The 23862-nt window shown below is 74.1% G+C and carries 25 protein-coding genes; 17 read left to right on the top strand and 8 right to left on the bottom strand.

Annotated elements, in window-relative coordinates:
* Nucleotides 1–74: 74 nt before the first annotated feature.
* The 5 genes from ACFZAU_RS04330 to ACFZAU_RS04350 all read left to right on the top strand — a co-directional run bounded on the left by ACFZAU_RS04330 (nucleotide 75) and on the right by ACFZAU_RS04350 (nucleotide 3658).
* Nucleotides 75–752: a histidine phosphatase family protein gene (locus ACFZAU_RS04330; RefSeq protein WP_500551009.1), complete on the top strand. Its 678-nt coding sequence runs from the start codon at nucleotides 75–77 to the stop codon at nucleotides 750–752.
* 311 nt (nucleotides 753–1063) lie between these two features.
* Nucleotides 1064–1891 carry an SDR family oxidoreductase gene (locus ACFZAU_RS04335; protein ID WP_500551010.1) on the top strand — a complete coding sequence of 276 codons (828 nt, stop codon included), beginning with the start codon at nucleotides 1064–1066 and terminating at the stop codon, nucleotides 1889–1891.
* A 122-nt stretch (nucleotides 1892–2013) separates the two neighbouring features.
* Nucleotides 2014–2679: a nitrile hydratase subunit beta gene (gene nthB / locus ACFZAU_RS04340; protein ID WP_500551011.1), complete on the top strand. Its 666-nt coding sequence runs from the start codon at nucleotides 2014–2016 to the stop codon at nucleotides 2677–2679.
* Nucleotides 2676–3275, top strand: a complete 600-nt coding sequence (gene nthA, locus ACFZAU_RS04345) for a nitrile hydratase subunit alpha (protein ID WP_500551012.1) — start codon at nucleotides 2676–2678, stop codon at nucleotides 3273–3275. The genes nthB and nthA overlap by 4 nt, the downstream gene beginning before the upstream one ends.
* Nucleotides 3272–3658, top strand: a complete 387-nt coding sequence (locus ACFZAU_RS04350; protein WP_500551013.1) for a nitrile hydratase accessory protein — start codon at nucleotides 3272–3274, stop codon at nucleotides 3656–3658. Before nthA ends, ACFZAU_RS04350 begins: the two co-directional genes overlap by 4 nt.
* Nucleotides 3659–3696: 38 nt before the next feature.
* Here the strand turns inward: ACFZAU_RS04350 and ACFZAU_RS04355 are convergent, their stop codons facing one another.
* Nucleotides 3697–5940: a SpoIIE family protein phosphatase gene (locus ACFZAU_RS04355; protein ID WP_500551014.1), complete on the bottom strand. Its 2244-nt coding sequence runs from the start codon at nucleotides 5938–5940 to the stop codon at nucleotides 3697–3699.
* Nucleotides 5941–6177: 237 nt separating this feature from the next.
* Between ACFZAU_RS04355 and ACFZAU_RS04360 the strand changes: the two genes are divergently transcribed.
* Nucleotides 6178–7206: an NAD(P)H-binding protein gene (locus ACFZAU_RS04360; RefSeq protein ID WP_500551015.1), complete on the top strand. Its 1029-nt coding sequence runs from the start codon at nucleotides 6178–6180 to the stop codon at nucleotides 7204–7206.
* A gap of 482 nt (nucleotides 7207–7688) precedes the next feature.
* Nucleotides 7689–7955, top strand: coding sequence for a multicopper oxidase domain-containing protein (locus ACFZAU_RS04365; protein WP_500551016.1), 267 nt, complete (start codon nucleotides 7689–7691; stop codon nucleotides 7953–7955).
* 71 nt (nucleotides 7956–8026) lie between these two features.
* Here ACFZAU_RS04365 and ACFZAU_RS04370 read toward each other — a convergent pair whose 3' ends face one another.
* Nucleotides 8027–9382: a mycothione reductase gene (locus ACFZAU_RS04370; protein WP_500551017.1), complete on the bottom strand. Its 1356-nt coding sequence runs from the start codon at nucleotides 9380–9382 to the stop codon at nucleotides 8027–8029.
* A 140-nt stretch (nucleotides 9383–9522) separates the two neighbouring features.
* Entirely contained in the window at nucleotides 9523–10128 is a 606-nt protein-coding gene (locus tag ACFZAU_RS04375; protein ID WP_500551018.1) for a CGNR zinc finger domain-containing protein, read from the bottom strand.
* Between the two features lie 318 nt (nucleotides 10129–10446).
* Here ACFZAU_RS04375 and ACFZAU_RS04380 point away from each other — a divergent pair, with 318 nt between their 5' ends.
* The 5 genes from ACFZAU_RS04380 (at nucleotide 10447) to tatC (ending at nucleotide 13697) form a co-directional block, all read left to right on the top strand.
* Entirely contained in the window at nucleotides 10447–10920 is a 474-nt protein-coding gene (locus ACFZAU_RS04380) for a VOC family protein (protein WP_500551019.1), read from the top strand.
* Nucleotides 10921–11023: 103 nt separating this feature from the next.
* Nucleotides 11024–12145 (top strand): alpha/beta fold hydrolase, encoded by a 1122-nt coding sequence (locus ACFZAU_RS04385; protein WP_500551123.1) that lies wholly within the window; start codon nucleotides 11024–11026, stop codon nucleotides 12143–12145.
* A 58-nt stretch (nucleotides 12146–12203) separates the two neighbouring features.
* On the top strand, nucleotides 12204–12443 hold the full coding sequence (locus ACFZAU_RS04390; protein ID WP_500551020.1) for a twin-arginine translocase TatA/TatE family subunit: 240 nt from the start codon (nucleotides 12204–12206) through the stop codon (nucleotides 12441–12443).
* A 111-nt stretch (nucleotides 12444–12554) separates the two neighbouring features.
* Nucleotides 12555–12815, top strand: a complete 261-nt coding sequence (gene tatA, locus ACFZAU_RS04395; RefSeq protein WP_500551021.1) for a Sec-independent protein translocase subunit TatA — start codon at nucleotides 12555–12557, stop codon at nucleotides 12813–12815.
* A gap of 21 nt (nucleotides 12816–12836) precedes the next feature.
* Nucleotides 12837–13697, top strand: a complete 861-nt coding sequence (gene tatC / locus ACFZAU_RS04400) for a twin-arginine translocase subunit TatC (RefSeq protein ID WP_500551022.1) — start codon at nucleotides 12837–12839, stop codon at nucleotides 13695–13697.
* A 20-nt stretch (nucleotides 13698–13717) separates the two neighbouring features.
* Here tatC and ACFZAU_RS04405 read toward each other — a convergent pair whose 3' ends face one another.
* Nucleotides 13718–14167 (bottom strand): MarR family winged helix-turn-helix transcriptional regulator, encoded by a 450-nt coding sequence (locus ACFZAU_RS04405; RefSeq protein ID WP_499601122.1) that lies wholly within the window; start codon nucleotides 14165–14167, stop codon nucleotides 13718–13720.
* Between the two features lie 173 nt (nucleotides 14168–14340).
* On the opposite strand from ACFZAU_RS04405, the gene ACFZAU_RS04410 reads away from it, so the two are divergent.
* Entirely contained in the window at nucleotides 14341–14817 is a 477-nt protein-coding gene (locus tag ACFZAU_RS04410) for a MarR family winged helix-turn-helix transcriptional regulator (RefSeq protein WP_500551023.1), read from the top strand.
* 85 nt (nucleotides 14818–14902) lie between these two features.
* Here ACFZAU_RS04410 and ACFZAU_RS04415 read toward each other — a convergent pair whose 3' ends face one another.
* Together ACFZAU_RS04415 and ACFZAU_RS04420 are read right to left on the bottom strand one after the other, a co-directional pair.
* Nucleotides 14903–15607, bottom strand: a complete 705-nt coding sequence (locus ACFZAU_RS04415; RefSeq protein ID WP_500551024.1) for a hypothetical protein — start codon at nucleotides 15605–15607, stop codon at nucleotides 14903–14905.
* Nucleotides 15608–15707: 100 nt separating this feature from the next.
* Nucleotides 15708–16919 carry a PucR family transcriptional regulator gene (locus tag ACFZAU_RS04420; RefSeq protein ID WP_500551025.1) on the bottom strand — a complete coding sequence of 404 codons (1212 nt, stop codon included), beginning with the start codon at nucleotides 16917–16919 and terminating at the stop codon, nucleotides 15708–15710.
* Between the two features lie 232 nt (nucleotides 16920–17151).
* Here ACFZAU_RS04420 and ACFZAU_RS04425 point away from each other — a divergent pair, with 232 nt between their 5' ends.
* Nucleotides 17152–18849, top strand: coding sequence for an alpha-keto acid decarboxylase family protein (locus ACFZAU_RS04425; RefSeq protein WP_500551026.1), 1698 nt, complete (start codon nucleotides 17152–17154; stop codon nucleotides 18847–18849).
* 232 nt (nucleotides 18850–19081) lie between these two features.
* Here ACFZAU_RS04425 and ACFZAU_RS04430 read toward each other — a convergent pair whose 3' ends face one another.
* Complete coding sequence (locus tag ACFZAU_RS04430) at nucleotides 19082–19699, bottom strand: GOLPH3/VPS74 family protein (protein WP_500551027.1); 618 nt, start codon at nucleotides 19697–19699, stop codon at nucleotides 19082–19084.
* A gap of 266 nt (nucleotides 19700–19965) precedes the next feature.
* On the opposite strand from ACFZAU_RS04430, the gene ACFZAU_RS04435 reads away from it, so the two are divergent.
* Nucleotides 19966–20403, top strand: a complete 438-nt coding sequence (locus tag ACFZAU_RS04435; RefSeq protein ID WP_500551028.1) for an ankyrin repeat domain-containing protein — start codon at nucleotides 19966–19968, stop codon at nucleotides 20401–20403.
* A gap of 242 nt (nucleotides 20404–20645) precedes the next feature.
* Here the strand turns inward: ACFZAU_RS04435 and ACFZAU_RS04440 are convergent, their stop codons facing one another.
* Nucleotides 20646–21764 (bottom strand): PP2C family protein-serine/threonine phosphatase, encoded by a 1119-nt coding sequence (locus ACFZAU_RS04440; protein ID WP_500551029.1) that lies wholly within the window; start codon nucleotides 21762–21764, stop codon nucleotides 20646–20648.
* A gap of 445 nt (nucleotides 21765–22209) precedes the next feature.
* Here ACFZAU_RS04440 and ACFZAU_RS04445 point away from each other — a divergent pair, with 445 nt between their 5' ends.
* Both ACFZAU_RS04445 and ACFZAU_RS04450 read left to right on the top strand, forming a co-directional pair.
* Complete coding sequence (locus ACFZAU_RS04445; protein WP_500551030.1) at nucleotides 22210–23172, top strand: esterase-like activity of phytase family protein; 963 nt, start codon at nucleotides 22210–22212, stop codon at nucleotides 23170–23172.
* A gap of 53 nt (nucleotides 23173–23225) precedes the next feature.
* Nucleotides 23226–23846 (top strand): DinB family protein, encoded by a 621-nt coding sequence (locus tag ACFZAU_RS04450; protein ID WP_500551031.1) that lies wholly within the window; start codon nucleotides 23226–23228, stop codon nucleotides 23844–23846.
* The last annotated feature ends 16 nt before the right edge of the window (nucleotides 23847–23862 follow it).

Raw genomic sequence — 23862 nt, forward strand, 5'->3', positions numbered from 1 at the left:
TCCGCACCGCCTCCCCGCACCGCACCGCCCCACCCGCACCGCCCCTCCTCCGTGCCGAAAGTGGATGAACGACCATGGGCGACCTGCTCCTGCTCCGCCACGGCGAAACCGCGTGGACCCTGTCCCGGCAGCACACCAGCCACACCGACCTCCCCCTGACACCGCACGGCGAGGGCGAGGCCGCCCGGGTCGCCCCGCTGCTGCGCGGGCACGACATCGCCCTCGCCCTGAGCAGCCCCCTGCGCCGCGCCGTACGCACCGCGGAACTCGCCGGGGTCACCGTCGCCGGGATCGACCCGGACCTCAGCGAATGGGACTACGGGGGCTACGAGGGCGTCACCACGGCGGAGATCCACCGCACCCGCCCGACGTGGAACCTGTGGACCGACGGCGTCGCCCCCGGCGGCGCGGAACATCCCGGCGAGAGCCCCGAGGACGTCGGCCGCCGCGCCGACCGCGTGCTCGCCCGTGTCGAGCCGTTGCTGCTCGACCCCGACGCGGGCGACGTGCTGCTCGTCGCCCACGGCCACATCCTGCGCGTCCTCACGGCCCGCCGCCTCGGCCTGCCGCCGTCCGCCGGTTCGCTGTTCGCCCTGGACACCGGCACCGTCAGCCGGCTCGGCACCGAGCACGGCCGCCCCGTCATCAAGGCCTGGAACACCACGCACGCCCGGGCCGCCGCAGCCGCCTCCCTCTCCGCCGTCGTCCCCCGGCAACGACGCCCCGCACACGACACGCCCCCGGCCGGCTGATCGGACGCCGCCGCGTCAGAAGCCCCTGGAGGCGCCACGAACCGCCGGCCGGCGGCGGCACGGCGACACAGCGGTCGGCTGCCGCGCCGGATCTCCGGGCCACCCCTGCGGGGCGACGAGGACCGTCGGCCCCGGCCCCCTGCGAGGACGACCCTCCCCGGACCGCGACCGCGCGCCGGCCGTCTCCCGCACCGCGCCGCCCGTCACGACGTCGGCGAACGGCCCCAGGAGGAGGCGGCAGCGCGCCGCTGCGGCAGGTTCCCGGGCACGGACGGGTCCCATGGCCGCGCGGCTGCCCTACGGTGGGGCCCGTGAAGGTCCTCATCGTCGGCGGCAGCGGCTTCCTGGGCAGGGAACTCGTACGGCAGGCCGTGGCCGCGGGTCTCGACACGGCCGCGACGTACCGCTCCCGGCGTCCCGGCGGAGTTCCCGGCGTCCCGTGGCACCACCTCGACCTCCGTGCTCCCGGCGACCCCGCCGAGCTGCTGGCCGAGGTCGCGCCCGACACCGTCGTCAACGCCACCAGCGGCTACAGCGACTGGGAGGTCACCGCCGACGGCGCGGTCCGGCTGGCACTGGCCGCGGCGGAACACGGCTGCCGCCTCGTCCACGTCTCCAGCGACGCCGTCTTCTCCGGGTCCCGCGTCCACTACGACGAGACCTGCCTGCCCGACCCCGTCACCCCGTACGGCGCGGCGAAGGCGGCGGCCGAGACCGCGGTACGGCTCCTGGTGCCGTCCGCCGTCGTCGCGCGCACCTCGCTGATCATCGGCGACGGCGGATCGGTGCACGAGCGCCTGGTCCACGACCTGGCCGCCGGCGTGTGCGACGGCGCGCTGTTCACCGACGACATCCGCTGCCCGGTGCACGTCGCGGACCTCGCCGCCGCCCTGTGGGAACTCGCCGCCTCCGACGCCTCCGGGGTGTTCCACGTCGCCGGGACGGACGCCCTCAGCCGCCACGAACTCGGTGCGCTCATCGCCCGGCGCGACGGCCTCGACGTCACCGCGCTGCCCGCCGGACGCCGTGCCGACGGCCCCGTGCCCGGCCCCCTCGACGTCCGCCTCGACAGCGCCGCCACCCGGCGGCTCATACGGACCCGGCTGCGCGGCGCCCGGGAGTTCCTCGCCCCGCGGTAGGACGGGAGCCTGACGGCCCATCGGATGGAACCGGAGGCCACCCGGGCCGTGTCTGCGGCAGTGCCCGCCGCCCACGGGCCAAGCTGGTGTGCCAGTGATCCCGGCACACGGAAGGGCACGCCATGGAGGGCATCGCCGACATGGGGGGCACCCGGGGATGGGGGCCCGTCCGGCCGCCACGACCCGGCGAACCGGTCTTCGCGGAAGCCTGGCAGGCGCGGGCGTTCGCGCTCGCGCTCCTCTCCATCCGGGTGGCCGGTTACAACGTGGACGCCTTCCGGCACGCCACGGAACGCCTGGACCGGGCCGCCTACCTGGACGAGGGCTACTTCGGCCGGTGGCTGAACGCCGCGGAGCTGGTGCTCACCGAGACCGCCGTCCTCGCGCCCACCGCCGTCCGGACCCGCGCCCGCAACCTGCGCGGCGAGCGCCTCGCGGAGCCGCCGTTCCCCGAACCGGTCCGCCCCGACTACACCCCCACCGCCCCGGGCTCGCTCCGCACGGTGGACACCCCGCCGGCCTTCGCCGTCGACGAGCCGGTCCGGGCGAAGGACATGTCCCCGCCCGGGCACACGCGGCTGCCGGGCTACCTGCGCGGACGCGCCGGCGTCGTCGAATGGGTGCAGCCCGCCGCGCTGTTGCCGGACACCCACGCGCACTTCCTGGGCGAGAACCCGCAGCACGTCTACTCGGTCCGGTTCGACTCCCGCGAACTGTGGGGCCCCGGCACCGAACCCTTCTCCGTCACCGCCGAGCTGTTCGAGAGCTACCTGGAGCCCCGTTCATGACCCCCACCAGCGGCCCGGACGACCGCCCCTCCCCGGCCCTGCGCACCGAGGCGCTCGAGCAACTGCTCACCGAGCGCGGCCTGATCGACCCGGCGGCGATGGACACGATCATCGCCACCTACGAGACCCAGGTGGGCCCGCTCAACGGGGCCAAGGTGGTCGCCCGGGCCTGGACCGACCCGCAGTACAGGCGGCGGCTGCTCCAGGACGGCACCGCGGCCATCGCGGAACTGGGCTTCTCCGGTCCGCAGGGCGAGCACATCGTCGTCGTGGAGAACACCCCCACCACCCACAACGTGGTGGTCTGCACCCTGTGCTCCTGCTACCCGTGGCCGGTGCTCGGGCTGCCGCCGAGCTGGTACAAGGATCCCGCCTACCGCTCGCGCGTGGTGCGCGAACCGCGCGCGGTGCTCTCGGAGATGGGTCTCGACCTCGCCGCCGACGTCGCGATCACCGTCCGCGACTCCACCAGCGAGGTGCGCTGGCTGGTGCTGCCCGAACGCCCGGCCGGCACGGAGCACCTGACCGAGGAGGAACTCGTGCCGCTGGTGACCCGGGACGCCATGGTCGGCGTGGCGAAGGTGACGGCGCCGTGACCGCGCCCCTGGACGTCGACGGCCCGGCCGCCCCGCCCCGCGCCAACGGCGAGCTGGTCTTCGCCGAGCCCTGGGAGAGCCGCGCCTTCGGCATGGCCGTCGGCCTCCACGAGGCGGGTGCCTTCGACTGGCCGCGGTTCCGGGCCGCGCTGATCGCCCGCATCCGCGCCTGGGAGAACGGACCCGCCGGTGACGAGCCCTGGCACTACTACCGGTTGTGGCTCGCCGCCCTGGAGGACGTGCTCACCGAACGGGACGTGGTCCGCGCGGACGAGGTCACCACGCGCGCCCGCACCCTGTCGGGCCGCCCCGCGGGCCACGACCACGCCGCCCACGACGACGACCACCACCACGGCCACCACGACCACGTCCGTCCGCACTGACGGCTCCGCGGGCCGGTCCGCCGGTCCGCCCGGCCCGGTCAGGCGCCCGGTACGGGCAGGTCCAGGGAGACCGTCTTGCCGCGGCCGTTGGGCGAGGTGTTCCACTGCCCGGCGAGGGCCTCCACGATGAGCAGGCCCCGGCCGTGCTCGGCCTCGGCGTTCTCCTCCTCGTCCAGGGTCAGCGGCGAGGGCACGGGCGGATTGCTGTCGGAGTCCCGCACCTCCAGCCGCACGCGGTCCTCGAAGGCCCGCAGCCGGACGTCGACGTCGCTGCCGGCGTGGACGAGGGCGTTGGTCACGATCTCGGACGCGATCAGCCGGAGGGCGTCCGACAGGTCCGCCAGCCCCCACGAGCGCAACTGCTCGTCGACGAACTCCCGTGCCGCCTTGACCCCGTGCAGGTCGCGGCGCTGTACGTGCAGGCAGGCCGTCCGCGGCGCACCCTCGCCCACGGCGCCCTCGTAGCGGGCCAGGAGCAGCACCGCGTCGTCGCCGCGCCACCGGGGGGCGGAGACCTCGGCGACCAGGCGGTCGGCCAGCTGCTCCAGGTCGGCCCCCGCCTCCCGGCCGCCCGTGCGCAGCAGTTCCCGGGCGCACGCGCCGGGATCGCCGGTGGCGGAGCCCGTCAGGCCGTTGGAGTAGAGCATCAGCACCGACCCGGGCGCCAGCCTGTGCTCGCAACTGCGGTACGGGTGACGGGCGGTGACGCCCAAGGGGAGGTTGGCCGGCGCGTCCAGGGTGTCGACGCTCCCGTCGGGCCGCCGTACGACCGGCGCGGGATGCCCGGCAAGGGCCACCTCGGCCATGCCGTCGCCGGTGTCCAGGGCGATGACGCAGCACGTCACGAGCTGCTCCGTGCCGAGTTCGGCGAGCAGCCGGCCCGTCCGGTCGATCACCACGGCGGGAGGGTGGCCCTCGGTGGCGTACGCGGTGAGGGCGGTGCGCGCCTGGCCCATGACGGCGGCGCTGTCCAGGTCGTGGCCCTCGACGTCGCCGACGACGAGCACCATCCGCTCGTCCGACACCTTGATCACGTCGTACCAGTCGCCGCCCACCTGGACGGTGGTGAGGGCGGGACGGTAGCGCGCGGTGGTGGCGAGCCCCGGCAACTCGGAGAGGACCGGGGGCAGCAGCCTGCGCTGCAGGTGTTCCGCGACCTCGCGCTGCCTGGCGCCCAGTTCGACCCGCTCCACCGCGGCGCCCAGCATCCCGGCCATCATGCTGAGCACCGTGCGCTCCTCGGGCGGGAAGGCGCGGGGGCCCGCGAACTCCAGGCAGCACACGCCGACGACGTGCGGGTTCGCGTCGGACTCCACGGCGAAGGACCTGCCCCCGACGACGAGCGGCAGGTAGGCCTCGGCGGGCGGCCCGGCACGCTGCCGGCCCGAGCCCGTCTCCGCCGGCGGCCCCTCGGGCAGGAAGAGCGCGTGCCCGCGGACGGCCTCCACCGCCGGGGCGCGCGCGCCGAGCCGGGCGCCGTGGAGCTCGCGGACCATGGCCGAGGACGGTCCGCTGTGCCCCAGCACCCACAGCCGGCCCGCGCTCACCGAGGCCAGCACCAGGGCCCGGGCGCCGAACGGCGACAGGAGGGAGTCCCGGGCCGCCGCGATGAGCTGGTCCACGCTCATCGCCTCGTTGAGCCGTTCGGCGAAGTGCCGCAGGGGGTACATCAGGCTGGCGCCGGCCGAGCCGGGGACACCGCGCACCCCCCAGCCCGGGGTGCGGATGCTCGAGTGGAACACCGGTACGAGGGCGGGCGAGGGGCCGGCCATGATGGGGGTGCCGGCGCGTGCGAGCCCGGCGAGCGCCGTGGCCAGCGCGTCCGCGACCTCCTGCAGCACCCTGCGGTCCGCCGGGCCGAAGCCGCCGTGGCTCTCCACGCGCAGCACGGTGAGCGCGCCGAAGCACCGCCCGTCGGCGGTGACCGGTGCGGCCATCGCCGCGTAGGGGTAGGGCAGGGCGTACCTCTCGCCCGGTTCGGCCGGGTCGGGGTCGGGCAGGACCGCCACCTTGCCCGTGGCGACGGCCCGGGTCGAGGCGCGCGGCATGTCCATGGCCATCCGGCACGGCATCGTGTAGCAGGACGGCGGGCTGCCGGCGATCATCGCCGCACGCACCTCGGAGGCTTCCCGGCCCAGCAGGTAGACCGCCGCGGACACGGCGTCCATCCGGAACAGGGTCTCGCGCACGGCACCGTGCAGGACCTCTTCGAGACCCGTGCCCCCGGTCCGTGCGGCCCCGCCCTCGCGGCGGTGTTCTCCGAGCGTGCTGTTGCTCGTCATCGAACGGCTCCCTCCTCGCGAGTATAGGTGCGCGGATGGCCCGTCGCCCTTGGGAGGCACACCGCCCGCCTCCCGTACGGGGCGGCTCGCACCGGTGGCCGCCGCCTTGCCGACCGACAGGTAGGAGCATATGCTCGTATTGTTGGGTGGAGGCGCCGCCCCCGGTGCCCCGACGCCGGGGCATCCGCGGCCGCACCCGTCATCGCAGGCTCAGCCAACCCAGAAGGAGAACGACCGATGGCTGCCGGAAACCTTGTCCTCGTCACCGGGGTCGGCGGCGTGGGCCGTACCGTCCTCGAACTCCTGCGTGAGCGGGACGTGCCGGTGCGCGCGATGGTCCGCCGCGACGACAAGCGGGCGGACGCGCTGCGCGCGCTCGGGGCGGAGGTGGTCCTCGGCGACCTGACCCGGCCCGAGACCGTCGCGGCGGCGCTGGAGGGCACGGGGCGCATGTACTTCGCCATGCCCGTCTCGACCGACCACCTGCTGGCGGCGACCGTGGTCGCGAGCGTCGCCCGCGAGTACGGCCGGCTGGACGCGCTGGTGGGCATGTCGCAGATGACGGTGTCGCAGATGACCGCGACCAGCGCGGGGGAGTCCCACCAGCAGCGGCTGCACTGGCTCGCGGAGCGGGTGCTCGACTGGTCCGGCCTGCCGGTGGTCCACGTCCGGCCGACGTCCTTCCTGGACAACCCGCTGTTCACCGCGCTGGCGGCGCGGTCGATCCGGGAGGACGGGACGATCGCCCTGCCGTTCGGCGCCGGGCGCACCTCTCCGGTGGCGGTGGAGGACGTCGCCCGGGTGGTCGCCACGGTCCTGCGCGACCCCGCCCCGCACGTCGGCCGGGTCTACGAGCTGACCGGGCCGCGCACCGTCGACATGACCGAGATGGCCGCCGAGTTCTCGCGGGCGCTGGGGCGCGAGGTGACGTACGTCGACGCGCCGCCGGAGCGGTGGCGCGCGGAGGTGCTCAGCCGGGCCGGACTGCCGCCGCACATCGAGGACCACATCGCCACCATGGGACGACTGCACCGGGAGAACCGTTACGACCGCGCGTCGGACGACGTCGAGCGCGTCACGGGCGTGCCCCCCCCGGACCGTCGAGCAGTTCGTCACCGCTCGCCGGGACTTCTACCTGGGCTGAGCCTGCGCCCTCCGTCCCGGCGTCCGCCACGGGACCCAGAACGGAGGGCGCGGGCCCCCCGTCCGTCCGGCGCGGCCGCGGCCCGTTTGATGGCGGATCAAGCTACTTGCACGTACAAGTGATCGAATGCTCTACTTGCTTGACCGAGCAAATAATTCCCGGGGGGCTCGGCGCCGGCCGGGGGACCGCCCGGGTACGAGTGCCGCACCGAGGTGGCGAACCCACCGCGAGGATGCGCGCTCATCAGGCGCCGGACCGGCAGGAACCCTGCCGGGACCGCCGGCAGGCCCGCGCGCCCGCCCTGACACGGGAGCCGGGCCGCCGGCGGCACCGACCGCGTCCGCCCCGTACCGCACCTCCCGAGGGCGCCCGTCGTCCGTTCGGCCCCGCCGTGCCGCCCGCGGACGCGCGGAACACCGCTCCCCGGACCCGGGGGAGCGCGCGCGGTCCTTCGCGGCCCGGCCCCCCCGCACTCGTACCACCCAGAACAGGATGACCACTCACATGTCAACGACCAGCAGGCGTCGACCGGCACGCCGCCGACACCTCCGGGCTGGACTTCGCCACCGCGCGGACCAGGAAGCCCATCACCCTCGGCGCGCCGGTGCCGGTCGCCCCCGAGGAGTCCGGCTGGAAGGACACCATCACCGTCAACGCCAACACCCTGGTCACCGTAGCGGGACGGCTCGCCGACCAGACCGGCAAGGTGATGTACCACTGCCACCTCCTCGACCACGAGGACGAGGGCATGATGCGGCCCTTCGTCGTCATGCCGTCGCCGGTCCACGACATCCACCGGATGCTGATGGACATGGGCCAGGGAATGGACGCGCACGACATGAAGCACATGCAGAGCGGCATGAAGATGTAGCCCGCGGAGCTGCCACGGCATGACCCGGAGCGGTCCCGTCTCGGGCGGGACCGCTCCGGGCCGGCCTCGGGCTACAGCTCCAGCAGCGCCTGTTCGACGGCCTCGGTGAGCGCCGGGTGGATGTACAGCACGTCCCGGCCGACCTGGTCGGCCGTCTGCCCCAGCGCCATGGCCTGGATCAGCGGCTGGATGAGCGTCGCGGCCTGGGGACCGATGATGTGCGCGCCCAGGATCCTGCGGTCGCGGGGGTCCGCGAGGACCTTCACGAAACTGGTGGTGTCCTCCAGGGCCCACCCGTAGGCGGTGTCCGCGTAGTCGCGGACGCTCACCAGGTACTCGACGCCACGGCGGCGCGCCTCCTGCTCGGTCAGCCCGAAGCCGGCGATCTGCGGGCTGGTGAAGACCGCGTGCGGGGCGATCCGGTTGGAGAGGGTGCGCAGGTCGCCGGGGTGCAGCAGGTTGTGCTGCACGACCCGGGACTCGGCGTTGGCCATGTGCTTGAGCTGGAAGTGGTTCACCACGTCGCCCAGCGCCCACACCCCTGGCACGGACGTGCGGTAGCTGTTGTCGGTCACGATGTGGCCGTGCTCGTCGAGTTCGAGCCCGCCGGCGGTCGCGTCCAGCCGGTCGCTGTTGGGCCGGCGGCCGGTGCACACCAGCAGCGTCTCGGCCTCGACGACGTGGTCGCCGTCGGGGCAGGTCACGCTCACCTCGACCCCGCCGGGGCTGCGCTCGACGGAGGCGACGGTGGCGCCGAGCAGGAGGCGGTGCCGCCGGGCCGCGAGCTCGGTGAACCGCTCCGACACCTGCTCGTCCTCCGCCATCAGCAGGCGGGGCCCCCGCTGGACGATCGTCACCTCCGAACCGAACGCGGCGAAGACGTGGCCGAACTCGGCCGCGATGAAGCCGCCGCCGATGATCGCCAGGGACGCGGGGGCGTCCTCGATCCGCATGATGGTGTCGGAGGTGTGGAACGGCACGGAGTCCAGTCCGGGGATGTCCGGCACGTCGGGACGGGAGCCGACCGCGACGACGAAGGTGTCGGCGGTGATCCGCTCCCCGCCCACCTGCAGCACCTTCGGGGCGACGAAGCGCGCCTCGTCGGTGTAGACGTCGATGCCGTGGTCGCGGCGGTAGTCCACGGCGGAGGCGTGCAGCGGGTCGATACGGCGGAACACCCGGTCGCGGACGGTCTTCCAGTCCACCGGTTCGACGGTGGCGCGGACCCCGAGCCGCGCCGCCGCCCGGGCGCTCTCGGCGGCGTCGGCGGCGACGACGAACATCTTGCTGGGGATGCAGCCCCGGTTCAGGCACGTACCGCCGAACCGGCCGGGTTCGACGATCGCACGGCGCAGGTGCGCGAACCCCTCCCCGAACAGCATGTTGCCGCTTCCCGCCCCGAGGACCACAAGATCGTAGTGCGGCATGCCCACCCGCCTTCCGCCCGTCGGCTGTCCGGGCGTCGGCCCAGAGCCCGCCCGATTTGTGCCAGTTCCGTCCTGCGAGGTTCATATCACGGGCGTGGGGGACGGCGGACGCACCACCGGCGCGACACAGCGTGCGCGGCTCAGTCCGCCGCCGTTCCGGCGGCCTGTTCCTTCCTGCGCCGCCGGTAGGCGCGCATCGACGCGCGGGAGGCGCACCTCGGGCCGCAGTAGCCGGCCGAACTGTTGCGCGTCCGGTCGAAGAAGCAGAAGTGGCAGGGCTCGTGACGGCACGCGCGCAGCCTGTCCCACACGCCGGCGTGGGCGAGTGCCGTGACGCTCGCCAGTACGGTCCCGAACAGCCCGGGGACGCCGGTCTGCGTGCTGGTCAAGGTGGCGCCCGCGGCGGTGACGACCGTGGTCAGCGGATATCGGGCCGCCACGCCGCGCAGGTGCTCCTCCGCGCCCGCGAGGGCCTCGGGGGTGGTGTTCCCGTCGCCCGCGTGCGCCAGCAGCACGGTGATCAGCGCGTCGCGCAGTTCGCGCGCGCCGGCGGCGTCGGCCTCGGTGACGTGGGTGGTGCCGGTGTCCGGACCGTGCTCCCGCAGCCATGCCTGGAGGGAACCGGCGTCGGCGAAGCGCTCGGGGAGCTGCCGGGGTCCCGAAGCGTGCGTGTTGAGGAAGCGCAGGAGTGCGTCGGCGGCCTCGGGCTGGGTCAGCGGACTGCGCTCGGTCGTGGGTGCGGGCATCGTACGGGTCTCCCTTCGCGGCCAGTCTAGATCGCTTCTCGTTAAGGGGGAAACGGTTACGGTCCTCGCTCACGTCCTCGGCGGTGAGCTGTGTCACGAACGCCGGATTTCTACTGGTTCGCCTTTGCTCGTTAGGGCCGAATCGCCTACGGTCATCACCACGAGGCAGGCCGAGCCGCTCCTGACGGCGACTCGAGGCCCTCGGCGGCCCGGCCGGTGACCGGATCACGGCACCGGCGCGGGACCGCCGTCCTCGTCCACCGGAACGGTGGCCCGCCCGCGTGCGGCGCACCGTCGTCAACCAAGAAGGACCTCCCCATGTACATGAAGCTGGAACTGGTCGTGCTGCCCGTGTCCGACGTCGACCGGGCCAAGGCGTTCTACGAGGCGGCGGGCTTCCGCCTGGACCTGGACAAGTCCCCCAGCGTCGACTGGCGCGCGGTGCACCTGACCCCGCCGGGCTCGGAGTGCTCGGTGATGTTCGGCACGGGGCTCACCTCCGCCGAGCCGGGCTCCGTCCAGGGCCTCTACCTGGCCGTCCTCGACATCGAGGAGGCCCGGGCCGAGCTGCTCGCCCGCGGCGTCGAGGTGAGCGAGGTGTTCCACGACGCGGGCGGGCTGCTCTTCCACGGCCACGGGGGCGGCGACGTCACCCACGGGCTGGAGGGCCAGGGGCGGCTCGCGGGCCCGCAGCCCGAGCGCGCCTCGTACGGCTCGTTCGCCACCTTCAGCGACCCGGACGGCAACGGCTGGGTGCTCCAGGAGATCTCGCAGCGCTTCCCCGGCCGCTGACGCCGGCTCCCTCCCGCGGGGCGCACGGAGCCGTATCGACGCGGCCCTACCCCGCCCCGATACGAGTATCTGCTCGTTCACAGTGAAAGGAATCCCCGTGAACATGCCCCCCGTCGAGCCGTCCGGGCAGGACGGCCCCGCCCGGGAGCCGGCGTCGCACCGCGCCCCGCGCGGACTGTCACGACGCACCTTCGTCGGCGGCGCGGCCGCCTCGGCCGCCACCGTCGCCGGCCTCTCCCGGGCCGGAGGACTGCCCTCGGCCTCGGCCTCGCCCGCCCGGGCCCCGCGGACGCCGGACGGGCCCGGCACCGTCTCCTCGGCGCCCCGGCTGCCGGCCGGCTTCGCCAGGACCTTCCGCAGCCGCTTCGTACGGGCCGGCGGACTGGGCCAGCACGTCGTCATCGGAGGCGACGGGCCGCCGCTGCTCCTCGTGCACGGCTGGCCGCAGAACTGGTACGCCTGGCGGATGCTGATGCCGGAACTGGCCCGGCACCACACCGTCATCGCCGTCGACCAGCGCGGCATGGGGCTCACCGACAAGCCCATGAGCGGGTACGACACCCGCACCCTGGCGGGCGACCTGATCGCCCTGATGGACGCCCTCGGACACGAACGGTTCGCCGTCGTCGGCCACGACACCGGGATGATCATCAGCTACGCGCTGGCGGCCGACCATCCGGACCGGGTCGCCCGCGTGGCCCTCGCCGAGGTCCCCGGCCCCCCGCGCCCGTCCGCCTCGCCGATCCTGTTCGTGGACGAGCAGCACAACGAACGGCTCTGGCACATCCCGTTCAACCGGGTCGACCACGAGCTGATCGAAAGGCTGGTGAGGGGCCGCGAAGCGGACTTCTACGGCTACGAGTTCGACATCCAGGGCGGCGAGCGGCTGCCCCGGTACGCACGCGACTACTACGTCCGCCTCTTCTCCGACCCCGCGACCCTGCGCGGCAGCTTCGGCCTCTACCGGGCCTGGGACGCCACCGGCCGGCAGAACGAGGAACGCGCGAAGAAGAAGCTGACGATGCCGGTCCTGGCGATCGGCGGATCCGAGAGCTGGGGCGGCGCCGTCGGGGGCGCGATGCAGGACCTGGCGGAGGACGTCCGGGGCGTGGTCGTCCGCGGCGCCGGCCACTGGGTGGCCGAACAGGCGCCCGAGGAGATGCTGGCGGAACTCGGCACCTTCCTCGCCCCCTACCGCCGCGCCGCCGGTGCGCCGGCCCGTTAGCCCGTAACCCCTCGGCCGGGGCCGACCCGGGCGGATCCACCCACAGACGGGAGGCACGGTGTTCTCCGACATCGGCCCGCCGGAAGTCCTGACGCTGCTCGTGGTGGCGGTCGTCCTCGTCGGTCCCGACAAGCTCCCCGGGCTGGTCTCCGACACCGTGCGTGCCCTGCGCGGGCTCCGTGAGCTCGCGCAGGGCGCCCGGGCGGGCCTGCGGGACGAACTCCCGCAGGAACTGCGGGACCTGGACCTCACGGACCTCGACCCGCGCGATCCGCCCGCCGAAGCCCGGCGGCGGTGACGGGGCCGTCCCCCGGCCCCGTCACCGCGCACCGCGACCGCAGAACCTCAGCACCCCAGAACCCAGAACCCCAGCCGCGAAGCAACTCGGCACCACAGAAAGGAAACACCCATGTTCGGCAGGCTCGGAGCACCCGAGATCCTCCTCGTCCTCGTCGTCGTCCTCCTCCTCTTCGGCGCCAAACGGCTCCCCGACATGGCCCGTTCCTTCGGGCAGTCGCTCCGGATCCTGCGGAGCGAGACCAAGGCCATGCGGGAGGACGTCACCGACGAAGCCGCGGACACCGCGCGGACCGCGGCCCTCGAACCCGGGGCCGGGACCCCGCACGCGGCGCCGGAGGCCACCGCGGCGGACGTGCCCCACGGGCGCTGAAGCGCCCGGGACGGACCGCCCATGACCACCGGCACCCCGCGTGACCCCGACCTGATGCCGCTGCGGGAGCACCTGCGCGAACTGCGCAACCGGCTGCTCAAGGCCGTCGGCTCGATCCTGCTCGTCACCGTCGCCGCGGCCCTCTTCCACCGGCAGTTGATCGGGTTCCTCATCGATCCGCTGCCCGGCTGCGCGCCCGGCCGTCTGACCGGCGCCGCCGCGGCGGACGGCTCGGGTCACTGCGGCGTGATCTCCCTCAACGGCCTGCTCTCGCCGTTCACCCTCGCGCTGAAGGTGTCGATCACCGCGGGGGTGGTCGGCGCGAGCCCGGTGTGGCTCTACCAGGTGTGGGCCTTCGTCGCGCCGGGACTGCACCGCGGCGAGCGCAGGTACACCCTGGCCTTCCTGGGGGCGGGGATCCCGCTGTTCCTGACCGGTGCCGCGGTGGCGTACCGGACGTTGCCGACGACCGCCCGGGTGCTGATCTCCTTCACCCCGGACAACGCCACCAACATCCTGCCCGTCGACGACTTCCTCGACCTGGCCACCCGCATGGTCCTCGTCTTCGGGCTCTCCTTCGAACTCCCCCTGCTCCTCGTGCTGCTGAACCTGGGCGGGGTGATCAGCGCCCGGCGGATGGCCGGCTGGTGGCGCGGCATGCTCATGGGCGTAGCCGTCTTCGCGGCGATCGCCACCCCCAGCACGGACCCGGTCAGCATGCTGCTGCTCGCCGCGCCGATCAGCCTGCTGTACGGGGCCGCGTGCGCGGTCGCCTGGTGCAACGACCGGCGGCGGCGCCGGCGCGGCACCGTACCCGGCACCGCACCCGGCGCCGTGGAGGCCGCCGAGGCCGCGGACGGCGTGGCCGTCACCAGGTCATGACGTGCCGCTGCGCCGGCCGCTCACTCCGCCCAAGGTGCGAAACCGGTGTCCAGCACGGCTACCAGGAAACCGCGCAGCCGGGCCGCGTCCTCGGGGCCGAAGCGCTCCTCGAACCGGGACTGCACCTCGTTCCACAGGGGGATCGCCGCCTTCATCCGGTCGAGGCCGTCCGGTGTGATCGCGACGATCCGCGCACGGCGGTCGGCCGCCGACGTCTCGACGGTGACCAGGCCCTCCCGGGCGAGCGGCTTGAGGTTGGAGGCCATGGTCGTGCGGTCCATGGCGATCGTGTCGGCGAGGGCGGTGATCGTCGTCTCCCCGCGCTCGCCGAGGTGCTGCAGGATGCTGAACTGCGTCGCGCGGAGGCCGACCGGGGCGAGGGCCTTGTCGTAGGTCGCGCTGAGGTAGCGGGCCGCCTTGCGCAGCGCCAGGTTGTTGCACGAGTCGGCTTTCGACGGCGCAGCGCTCATGGTTTCCTCCCGGACGTCCACCCCATGATACGAGCAGCTGCTCCCACACGGAGCGCGCCGTCGAACGGCGGGCAAAGGGGGCGACACGCCCGATGATCTCAAGTTCATGAAGATTCCGGGTCCCCGCTGTTAGGGGGCGTTCACTTCCTTCGCTGTGCAAGTAAAGTAGGGGCATGTCAGACGTCATGCCGCGGCAGGAAGCGGCCCCTGAAGCGATGGTGCCGCTCACCCCCGACGAGGAGGCGGTCGTCCGGTCGCTGAGCCGTGTCATCTACGCCCTGCCCCGCGCCCTGGACGCTGACATGGTCCGCGAGCAGCGACTGCCGCTCATCGAGTACATGGCCCTGGTGCACCTCTCCGAGGCCCGCGACCGGCAGATGCGCATGAGCGACCTCGCCGGGGCCTGCGAGCTGTCCGTGAGCGGGATGACACGCGTCGTCCACCGGCTGGAGAACGACGGACTGGTCCAGCGCGTCAAGTGCACCCAGGACGCGCGCGGCTGGAACGCGGTCCTCACCGACGAGGGCCTCGCCCGGCTGCGGGAGGCGTGGCGGACCAACCTGTCGTCCGTGCGCCGGCACTTCCTCGACCACCTCGAGGGAGTGGACCTCCAGGCGCTCGGTGCGGCACTGAGGAACGTCGCGACCTGACCGTTCCGTGCGGCCCCCGCGCACACACCGTCGCCGAGGGCGACCCTGCGCCGTGGCAGAGGCACGCCCCTGCCACGGCGTCCGGTCAGGCCGGCGCGGGGACCGGTTCCCCGGCCTCGGACGCGGCCGCGTCCGCACCGGTGCCGCCGACTCCGGCCGACGGGGCGACCGGGGTGTAGAAGACGCTGCCCTGGCGACGGGACCGCTCGGCGAGCCCCTTCGCGACCAGCGCCTCCAGGGCGTTGCGCACGACGGGGGCGCTCGGTGCGGAGCGGTCCGGGTGCCGCTTGGCCAGCGCGTCGACGAACTCGCTGACCATGCGGGGTTCGTCGTCCGCGGCGAGGACGTCGGCGACGAGACCGCGCAGGGTCGGCTTGTCCTTGTCCCTGTCCTCGTCCTTGGTCCTGTCCGCGGCCGGCGCCGCCTTCTTGCCGGTCTTCCTGGCCTTCGTCCCGCCGGCCGGCTTCCGTGCGCGGGGACGCGGAACGGCCCGGGCCTTGCCCGTCTGCGGCGCGGCGGCCGCGACGGGGGCCGGCGCCTCCTCGGCGGGGAGTTCCTCGGCCTCGGCCTCCTCCGCGGTGACCTCCCCGGCCGGCTCGGCGTCCGGTGCGCCGGTCGTCACGGTGCCCTGCAGCCGCGTCAGCCAGGCCCGCTCGTCCTCGAGCCGGGTCAGCCGCGACTGGAGCTCCGCGACCTGCTCCCGGACCGCTTCCTGTTCCTTGGTGTTGCTCTCCAGGTCCTCTGCGAGACGCGTCGCATACCGGTCCTGAATGGTTGTGTTGTGGGACACGACAGCCGCTTTCTCGTGTATCGGATGTTGCTGCCGGATGCTACCCATCCTTCGCCCTCATCGTCCGGAACCGCCCCGTTCTCCGCGAGTTGGGACGTCGTCAACCTTGGAGGCGCGGGTCGAGCGCCCCCGCCTCCGCAAGTTCCAGTCCCAGCAGGCTCGCGGACAGTCCGTGCCAGGTGTGCACGTCCCAACCGGTGAGTTCACGCCAGCGGTTGAGGCGGTACTTCACCGTGTTGGGATGCAAGTGCAGCGCCCTGCCCGTCGCGGTGAGGGAGAAGCCGTTGTCGGCGAACCCGTGTACGGTCACAGCCAGTTCGGGATGCGACGCGACGGGGCCCGCGGCGGCTTCCAGCAGCGGCGCCAGTCTGCCGGCCTGCGGGAACAGCGTCGCCGCCAGCCACGCGCCGTCGAAGGGGACGGCCGGCCCGTCGGCGTGGGCCAGGGTGAGCGCCGCCTGGGCGTCGACGACGGTGGCGGCCGCGCCGGCCAGCCCCGGGCGCGCCAGCCCGGTGCCGATCGGCAGCCGCGGGACCAGGTCGCGCATCGCCCCGGTCACGGCGTCGGCGGCCATGCCCTGCACCAGGGCCACCGTCGTGGCGCCCTGGTTGGCGCACCGGGCGGTGCCCGTAGGGCGGTTGAGCCGGCCGCGCAGCTCGGTGAGCTGCTCGTCGGTCCACGCGGACGCCGGGGCGCACACGGCCTGGAAGGTGCCGGCCGGGGCGTAGCCCAGCGCGAGCGCCAGCTGCGCCATGTCCGGCTCGGTCCCCGGCGAGCGGGCGTACAGGCCCTGGAAGAACCGGTAGGTCAGGCTCAGTTGGACGGCGTCCCGGGCCCGCAGCGCCTCGTTGTACGCCTCGGCCGCGGCGCCGGTGATCTGCTCGACCCAGGTCCACACGGTGCCGACGAGACGTACCAGTTGCCGGCTCGTGCCGTCCTCGCCGTCCGTCCCGGCGCGGGAGAGCAGGAGGTTCCAGACCTCCCGGTAGCCCACGTGGAAGGCGGCGATCAGGGCATGCAGCGGAAGGCCCTCACGGGCCCGCTCGCGCCCCAGCGCCCTGACGCGCTCGCGCTCCTCCGCGGACGGGCCCCGGCGGGTGAGCAGGCCGGTGAGCAGTCCCTCGCTCTGCTGGAGGACGCCGGCCTCGTGCTCGGCGCGCGGTACGAGGTGGTAGTCGGGGATCTCCTCGCGGATCCGGTCGGTGATGCCCGCGGTCAGCACGGGCAGCTCCGCCCGTACCGACGAGCACAACGCTGCCAGGTCCCGCCAGTCCTCACGCGGTGAACCGGCGGGCGGGGAAGGAGCCGCCATGAGCGTCCACCGCCTTCCCGCGTGCCCGGTCCGCCTCGGCCACCGCCGGTGCCGGTGCGTACGGCCGCCCTTTCACCATAAGCCCCATACGCCGCCGACGCGCGGCCGTGACCTGCGCATTTGCGGATTCCACAGGGTGACGACGGTGGGATTCTCGCTTTCCGGGGGCTCGGTGGACGTTCCGCGGAGGAAGCCTGGAAGGGCGCATCCCGGCACCTTGGAGGCGACTCGCATGGCACACGACCCCCCGGCCACCGTGGCCGACCACCTGCTGGACCGGCTCGCCGGTCTCGGCGTCTCCCACGTCTTCGGAGTCCCCGGCGACTACAACCTCGCCTTCCTGGACCGCGTCCTCGCCCATCCCCGCATCACCTGGGTCGGCACCGCCAACGAACTGGGAGCCGCCTACGCGGCCGACGGCTACGCGCGGATCGCCGGATTCGGGGCGCTGCTGACGACGTACGGGGTGGGCGAGCTCAGCGCGATCAACGCGGTGGCCGGCAGCTACGCCGAGTACGTCCCGCTGCTGCACATCGCGGGCGGTCCCGCGCTGGCCGCGGAACGCACCGGCGCCCATCTGCACCACACCTTCGGCGACGCCGACTTCGAGCGGTTCGCCCGCGCCCAGGCGGAGGTCGTCTGCGCGCACGCCACCCTGCGTCCCGGCACCGCGGCGGCCACGATCGACCGCGTCCTCGGTACCGCCGTCCGCAGCAGCCGCCCCGCCTACCTGCGGCTGCCGTCGGACGTCGTGGCCGCCCCGGTCGCCGTCCCGGCCGCGCCGGAGCGCACGTCGCGACCCGGGCCCGCGGCCGACGGCGGCGGCAGGGCGGCGTTCCGCCGGGCCGCCCGGGCACGGCTGGATCGGGCACGAACGGTCACCGTGCTCGCGGACTTCCTCGTCGACCGCTTCGGGGCGCGCGCCGAGCTCGCCCGCCTGGTGGCCGCCGGGCCCCTGCCGCACGCCACCCTCGTCTCCGGCAAGGACCTCGCCGACGAGGGGCACCCCTTCCACCTCGGGGTGTACGCCGGAGCCTTCAGCGACCCAGTGGTCCGCCACCTCGTGGACGACGCCGACCTGCTGATCAGGGCCGGAGTCGTCCTCGCCGACACCACCAGCGGCGGATTCACCCACGGCTTCGACACCTCGGCCGGCATCGCGCTCGGCCCCGCGAGCGCCACCGTCGACGGCGAGGTCTTCCACGACGTGCCCCTGCGCGCGGGGCTGGCCGTGCTCGCCGGGCTCGTCGCGGACCGGGAGGCGCCGCCCGCGCCCCGCCCGCCCCGCTCGACCGCCTCCACCGCCGGGGCGACACCGGGGGACGCCCCGCTGACGCAGGACCACCTGTGGAACGCCGTGGCCGCCGCGGTGCGGCCCGGGGACGTCGTCGCGGCGGACCAGGGCACCGCGTACTACGGCATGGCCACGCGGCGGCTGCCGGCCGGGACGCGCTTCATCGGGCAGCCCCTGTGGGGCTCGATCGGCTACACCCTCCCCGCGCTGCTCGGTGCCATGCTGGCCGACCGGTCACGCCGCGGCATCCTGCTCATCGGGGACGGCTCGGCCCAGATGACGGTGCAGGAACTGGGCACCTTCGGGCGGCACGGCCTCGCGCCCGTGGTCGTCCTGGTCAACAACCGGGGCTACACCGTCGAGCGGGTCATCCACGGCGCCCGCGCCGCCTACAACGACATCGCCGCCTGGGACTGGACCGCCGTCCCGGCCGCGCTCGGCGTGCGCGACGCGTTCGTCGCCACCGTACGCACCGGGGACGGGCTCGACGCGGCACTCGCGCGCGCCGCGAGGACCCCGGGCCGGCCGGCCCTCATCGAGGCGGTCACCGGCCGCGACGACGTCCCGCCGCTGCTCGGCGACATCGCGCACTCCCTGAACGACCGGAACGCCGCCCCCTCCCGCACCCCGGGCTGACGCGGGCGCGGCCGCAGCGGTCATCGCGGGGCACGGTGACCTGGTCGAGGGAGCGCGCCCGTGGCGCCGCACCGGCTGGGGCGGTCGGACGGGACGGTCGCCGTCGGCGTCACGCCTACCTCGGCGCCGCGGGCTGCCCGGTGAAGGCGGGGGCGCTCGTCGACGTGTCGCGCCGCGACGACCGCAGTGTGCCCGGTTTGGTGGCCCCGCTGCGTTCCCGGCGCCGGCTCCGTCAGGCCCGCCAGATGTTGTCGAAGGCCGCGTTCTCGATGTCCTTGCGCTGCCGCACGGATTGCAGCTCCTCGACGGCGTCGTGCACCGCGGCCAGCACGGTCGCCACGGCGTCGTCGGTGACGCCGGCGGACTCTGCGGTGCCCTCGCCGGCCCGGCTGTTCCCGGAGATCCCCGCGGCGCCGGCCAGGGCGGTCAGGACCGGCTCCCCGGACGACCGGCGGCCCAGCGCCTCCCCGCGGGCGGGGGAGTCCAGCAGCACCGGCTCCCCGGCGGCCCAGGGCCGCCAGCGGGGGGTGCTCACGGCGGTGAGGCCGGCCGCCCGCAGCCCGGCGCGGTAGACCGAGGAGAGGTTGCGGCCCCTGCGCCACAGCCAGTCCTCCACCGACTCGTACGGTTCCCGGTCGACGAGCGCGGACGCCGCCTGGTCCAGGAGGTGGTCACCGGTGGGCGGCGCGCTCCGCGGCACCAGGCGGTGCCCGTCCAGGGTGACGGCCCCGGCGCGGAGGAGGCCGATCACCTCGGCCCCGGCGAGCGCGAGTGACAGGTCGCCCGCCTCGACGGGAGGGCTCGAGGCCACGTCCATGCTGACGATCATCAGGTCCTGCGGCGTGCTCATGGCGGCTCCCGTGCTCCCGTCGAAGAGATCGACAACGATACGGCGCCTCGCGCCGCCGCCCGGCGCTCCCCGGTCACGGCGAGCCGCCCGCCGGCGGGCTGGCGCATGCTCTGGGTTCGTCCAGCCTCCCGGGAACTCCGTCAGCGCCGGCACGTCCGGCGGCAGTTCGGCCCCCACCACGTCGGCGAGCGAGCGATCCACAGCGGCGGCAGCGACCCCGCGGGGACCGGTGTACGTCGGGTCGGTCCGGGGGTGCCCCTGGCTCCTTGGTCAAGGTCGTGGGCCAGGATGGCGGCATGACGGGTGGGGATCGCTTGGGGCGGACGGCGGTGCACTATGCGGCTGCCGACGGGGACGCGGAAGGCCTGAGGGGGCTGTTGGCTCGGGGTGCCGGCCCGGGGGCAGCCGACGCCGCGGGCTGGACGCCGCTGCATTTTGCGGCCCAGGCCCAGGCGCCGTCGGCCATCGAGGTTCTCCTGGCCGCCGGTGCGCCGGTCGATGCCGTGGACGGTCACGGCAATACGCCGCTGTCGCGGGCGGTGTTCTGTTCGCAGGGCGAAGGGGCGGTGATCCGGCTGCTGGTGGAAGCCGGCGCAGACCCCGACAACGTCAATGCCCATGGTGTGAGCCCGCGGGCACTGGCCGGACGGATTGCCAACCATGACGTGGCTGCCCACCTTAAGGGCGGAGGCGGCACCTCCTAGGCTCCGCCGACTGCTGTGACCGGCCGGTGCCGTAGAACGTGCCGTCGCGGAGCACGGCGGAGAGGACGTAGGCCCTGCGTCGGACGCGGCGGGCCCGGACGGGTGCATGTCGTTGAGGATGTCCTCCCGGAAGTTGTGCGGCGGTGGCCTCGGTCTTCACCGGCGCCGCCTTGGGCGACGCGGCGAGCCGCGGCGCTGCGCGTACCGCGTGGTCCGCCCGGGCTGAGATCCGCGCGGGCGCGTCATCCCGTCGGGGCCCGGTGTCCCGCGGCGGTCCTGCGGATGGCGACGCAGGCGATGTCGTCGTTGAGGCTGCCGTTGCCGTGCCGGAGGAGGGCCTGGTGGAGCAGCCGCAGGAGCCCGGCAGGCGAGGTGCCGGCGGGCTGCCGGGTCGTCCAGTCGGTGAGCGGGAAGAAGTCGCCGCCCGGGTCGCGGGTCTCGCTGACCCCGTCGGTGTAGAGGAGCAGCAGGTCGCCGACGGCGAAGGGGACACGGTCCACGTGGTACTCGGCGCCCAGGAGATCCGCCAGGCTGACCGGTGGTGAGGGGGCGGCCGGTTCGATCGTCCGGGTGCGGCCGTCGTGCTTCAGCAGTGCCGGCGGATGGCCGCAACTGAGCACGGAGACGTGGTCGGCGGCGGGCGGGATCTCCACGATGACGGCGGTGGCGAAGCGTTCGCAGTCGTCCTCGGCGGGCACCGCCGCGGTGTACCGGGCGATGGAGTTCTCCAGGCGGCGTGCGAGGTGCGTCAGGTCGGGCGCGTCGTAGGCCGCTTCGTGGAACGAGCCGAGGAGCGCGGCCGAGACGCCGACGGCAGGAAGGCCCTTGCCGCGGACGTCACCGAGGATGAGGCGCAGGCCGCGGGGGGTGTCGGCCGCGGCGTAGAAGTCGCCGCCGATGCGGGCGTGGGGCGCCGCCGCGCGGTAGAAGGTGGCGATCTCCAGGTTCCTGATCCGCTCGGGCACCGGGCGGAGGAGGACCTCCTGCGTCGCGTCGGCCACGGCGCGGACCTGGGCGAGGGTGTGCTCGCGCTGCAGGCGCAGATGGCTGGCGTAGGCCGCGGCCAGGCTGACGGCGCCGATCGCGCCCGCGGTGTAGAGGGCGGACATGTCGGAGAAGGCCAGGGCGTAGCCGATGACCGGCAGCAGGCAGACCAGCCCCAGGGTGAGGGTCGCCCGTACGGACCAGAGCGAGGCGGCGAGCGCGGGCGCCGCCGGGAGCAGGCGGGTGAAGGGGACGTCCTGAGGGGTGAGGACCGCCAGGACCCCGATGACGGCGGTCAGGACGGCGGGGGCCAGCAGCACGGGGTCCCGCCGCCGCAGATCCGCCCACATCGCCCGATGTCCCGCCAGAGCGCTCATGGCTGGATCGTAGGCGATCCTTGATCGTCTCCCGCGGACGCGACATACGATGCCGCGTCCGCTCCGGGACGCCACGCGTTCCCCCGCGGCCGTCGTCGCGGAGCGCCCCCCGGCCCCCGTTCCGGGGCCCGGCGGCGTGGCCCGGTGCCCCAAGGGCACTCCGGGCGACGTGGCGGCCGGGGCCTCCAGTAGGGTTCCGACGCCGTGATCACTACGGTCGCGTCCATGTCGTCCCGTGAGCAAGGGGGTTGGGTGGGGAACCGCTCGAGCCTCAGGTCCCGCGTGGCGCGCGCGTGCCGGGACGTCATGGGGCCGGATGACGTGCCGACTCGCCCGCTGGGAAGGTTTTCGGCTCGGGCTCGTGCGCGGAGCCGGACCGCTCCGCCCGGTGCTGCCGTCCGTTCGGCGTGACGCGTTCGACTTGTGGAAGGGATGTGCCGTGATCGTGTCCGCTGAGGCTTCCGAGGTGAACGCCTGCTCGGCGTGGGCCGTTGTCGACTGGTTCTCCGACGCCCTGGACAAGACCCGCTTCGAGGGCAGGTTCGTCGGCAACATGTCGGCCCTGGCGGTCGGCCCCGAGGGACGCGTGGCCGCCCTCGCGGACCGCTCCTTGCTCTTCCACCTGGACGCCGTCACCCACCAGCCCGTCGACGTCGTGGCGTTGTACGACGAGGACGGGAAGGAGACGGACTTCGAGGCCCTGGTCTTCGACGCGGACGGCACGCTGCTGATCGCGTCCGAGGAACCGGCCGTTCGCCGCTTCACCCCGGAGGGGAAGTTCCTCGAACGGCTGCCGGTGCCGGACGGCCTCCTCGTCGGGCCCGCGGGCCGGGCCGTGGTCAACGAGACCTTCGAGGGTCTCGCGATGCAGCCCGGCAGCCTCACCCTGGTGGCCTCGATGGAGGGCGCGCTGAGGGGTGACGGGAGGGCCTACGTGCGTTTCCAGACGTGGGAACGCGCAACGGCCGGCGACCGGTTCCGCACGGGCGTGCAGTGGGGCTACGAGCGCGACGGGGGCCTGGCGCTGTCGGACATCTGCGCGGCCGGCGACGGCAGGCTCCTCGTTTTGGAGCGGGGCTACGACAAGAGCGTCGGCAACATCGTCCGGCTCTACCTCGCCGACCCGCGCGGGGCGGACGACGTCACCGCCGTCGAGAACCTGTCCGGCCAGGAGGACGTCCGCCTGATGGGCAAGACCCTGCTGGTCGACATGGCCCACTGCCCGTCGCTGGGAGCCACGAACAAGCAGCCGCAGGCCAACCCCCTGCTCGGCAACATCGAGGGCATGACGATCACCGGGACCACCCCGGACGGCCGTCTGAAGGTCCTCATGGTCACCGACGACAACCAGAGCGCCCTGCAGACCACCCGCCTGTACGGGCTGACCGTACGGCTGCCCGAGCTCTGAGGCCCGCCGCGACCACGGGCCCGTTGTCGGTGGCGGGTGGGACACTGCCCGGCATGAACGGACCGAATCCCAAGGCGGATCTCCTGCGGTACCTGCAGGACGCGCGCGACACCCTGCTGTGGAAGATGGAGGGGCTCTCGGAGTACGACGTGCGCCGCCCCCTGACCCCGACGGGGACCAACCTCCTGGGACTGGTCAAGCACGCCGCCGGTATCGAGCTGGGGTACCTCGGCGACACCTTCGGGCGGCCGTTCTTCGGGGACGAACGGCCCTCCTGGGACCGGGAGGACGCCGAGGCCAACGCGGACATGTGGGCCACGGCGGAGGAGTCGCGCGAGGAGGTCTCCGGGCTCTACCGCCGCGCCTGGGAGCACGCGGACGCGACGATCGACGCCCTGCCGCTCGACGCGGTCGGCCACGTCCCCTGGTGGCCGCGGGAGCGGCGGGCGGTGACCCTGAACCACGTCGTGGTGCGGGTGATCGCGGACACCCAGCGGCACGCCGGCCACGCCGACATCCTCCGCGAGCTCCTCGACGGCAGCGTCGGCTTCCTCCAGGGCAACGACGCCGTCCCGCCGGGCGACCGGGCCTGGTGGCAGGAGCACCGCAGCCGGCTCGAACGCGTCGCACGCGAGGCGGGCGGGGCCGCAGGGTCCGGCGGGGCCGGCCGCTGACGCGGGCGCACCGGCC

This window comes from Streptomyces sp. NPDC008238 (assembly GCF_042956445.1).
Lineage (GTDB): Bacteria > Actinomycetota > Actinomycetes > Streptomycetales > Streptomycetaceae > Actinacidiphila.